The sequence below is a fragment of the Streptomyces sp. NRRL B-3229 genome (assembly GCF_000719505.1).
In the GTDB taxonomy this organism is placed as follows: domain Bacteria; phylum Actinomycetota; class Actinomycetes; order Streptomycetales; family Streptomycetaceae; genus Streptomyces; species Streptomyces griseorubiginosus.
In genome coordinates, this window is record NZ_JOGP01000066.1 from 1 (window position 1) to 2,093 (window position 2,093).

Genomic DNA, 2,093 nt, shown 5'->3' on the forward strand with positions numbered 1-2,093 from the left:
CGGCGACCTGGCCCGGTTCCTGCCCGACGGCACCCTGGAAACCCTCGGCCGCATCGACCACCAGGTCAAGATCCGCGGCTACCGCATCGAACTCGGCGAGATCGAAGCCCGCCTCCGCGAGCACGCGAACGTCCAGGACGCCGTCACCACCGTCCGCCAGTCCGGGACGGGGGAGAAGTCCCTGATCGGCTACGTCGTTCTGGCGGACACCGATGCGCTCGACAGTGCCGCCCTGCGCGCTCACCTGACCGCCGCCCTGCGCGCTCACCTGACCGCCTCGCTGCCGGACTACATGGTCCCGACGGCGTTCGTCACGATCGCCCGCATCCCGCTCACCACGAACGGCAAGGTCGATCACCGAGCCCTGCCGGCCCCGGACCTGGCGGCCTTCGCGGGGGCCGAGGCGTACGTCGCCCCGCGCACGCCGGTCGAGGAACGACTGGCGGCGGTCTGGCAGGACGTCCTTGGACTCGAAGGCGTCGGCGTCGGTGTCGAGGACAGCTTCTTCGACCTCGGCGGCGACTCCATCCGCGCCGTACGCCTCGTCGGTGCACTCCGCGCCGCCGGGTACGACGTCTCCATCCCGGATGTCTTCCAGCTGAAGACGATCGCGGCCCTGGCCACCCGCGTCGGCGGCCAGGAGTCCGGCGAATCGCTGATCGTGACGGTCGAGCCGTTCGCGCTTATCGGCGAGGACGACCGGGCGCTGCTCCCCGACGGTGTGGTGGACGCGTATCCGCTGTCCCAGGTGCAGACCGGCATGCTGGTCGAGATGCTCGCCTCCGGTGACGAGCGCGTGTACCAGAACATCAACTCCTTCCGTATCCCGGACGCTCGGCCGTTCTCGGCGGAGGCGATGCGCGAGGCCGTCGAGACGGTGGTCGCCCGGCACGACATCCTGCGCACGACCATGCACCTGGACGGCTACTCCCAGCCGCTCCAGCTGGTCCACGGCACGGTCGGCGTCCCGCTCACCGTGCACGACGTCCGCGACCTCACGGCGGAGCAGCAGAAGGAACTCGCCTTCGCATACGTGGAGCAGGAGCGTGCCGCCGGGTTCGACATCGCGGCCGGTCCGCTGCTGCGGATCTCGGTGCACGTCGAGTCGGACCAGGCGTGGCGCATGACGTTCAGCCACATTCACGCGATCACGGAGGGCTGGAGCTACCACACCCTCCTGATGGAGCTCCTGGACGCCTACCGCGGCCTGAGCGTCGGTCACGGCCTCCCGGCCTACGAGGCTCCCTCGGTCCGGTTCGCCGACTTCATCGCCGCCGAGCAGGCCTCCCTCGCCGACGAGGGCGACCAGGCCTTCTGGCGTGACGTCGTGGAGACCCACAGCCCGGCCCGGATCCCGGCAGCCTGGGCCGCGACCACGGGACCGCGCGAACTCCTGCACACCCGCGTCCCGTTCAGGGACCTGGAGGACGACCTGCGTCGGCTCGCCGCCGAGGCCCGGACGTCGCTGAAGAGTGTGCTGCTGGCCGCCCACCTGAAGGTGCTCGGCACCCTCACGGCGGAGGACGCCTTCCACACCGGCGTGGTGTACCACGGCCGACTGGAGGCCCCGGGTGCCGACCGCGTGCTGGGCATGCACCTCAACACCCTGCCCTTCCCGTCGGCCAAGGGTGCGGGTACGTGGCGTGAGCTGGTGGAGGAGGTGTACCGGCAGGAGACCGACATCTGGTCCCACCGCCGCTACCCGCTCCCGGCCATCCAGCGCGCCGCAGGCAACAATCGCGACCTGCTCACCATCCTCTTCGAGTACCTCGACTTCCACCTGGTCGACAGGGAAGCCGTCGACGTCGACGCGACGATGGTGAACGGCACCAACGAGTTCGCCCTCAACGTCGTCATCAGCCACGGCAACTTCGGCCTCACCAGTCCCACGGACGTGATGAGCCGGGAGAGCCTGGACCGGCTGGCGGGGATGTACCGGTCGGTGCTGGAGGCGATGGCTGCGGATGCGGACGGGGACGCACGTGGTGTGTTGTTGTCCAGCGCCGAGCGGGGGGTGCTGCTCGGGGAGTGGGCCGACGGTTCGTCTGTCGGCTGGCCGGGTGGTCTGGTGGTGGACCGTTTCGAGGCGCAGG

Annotated in this window: 1 protein-coding gene; it reads left to right on the forward strand. The window is 70.0% G+C overall.

What is annotated here, in order from left to right; genetic code table 11:
* The coding region (locus tag IF54_RS0138650; protein WP_234439178.1) for a condensation domain-containing protein at positions 1–2,093 on the forward strand (2,093 nt) is incomplete at both ends.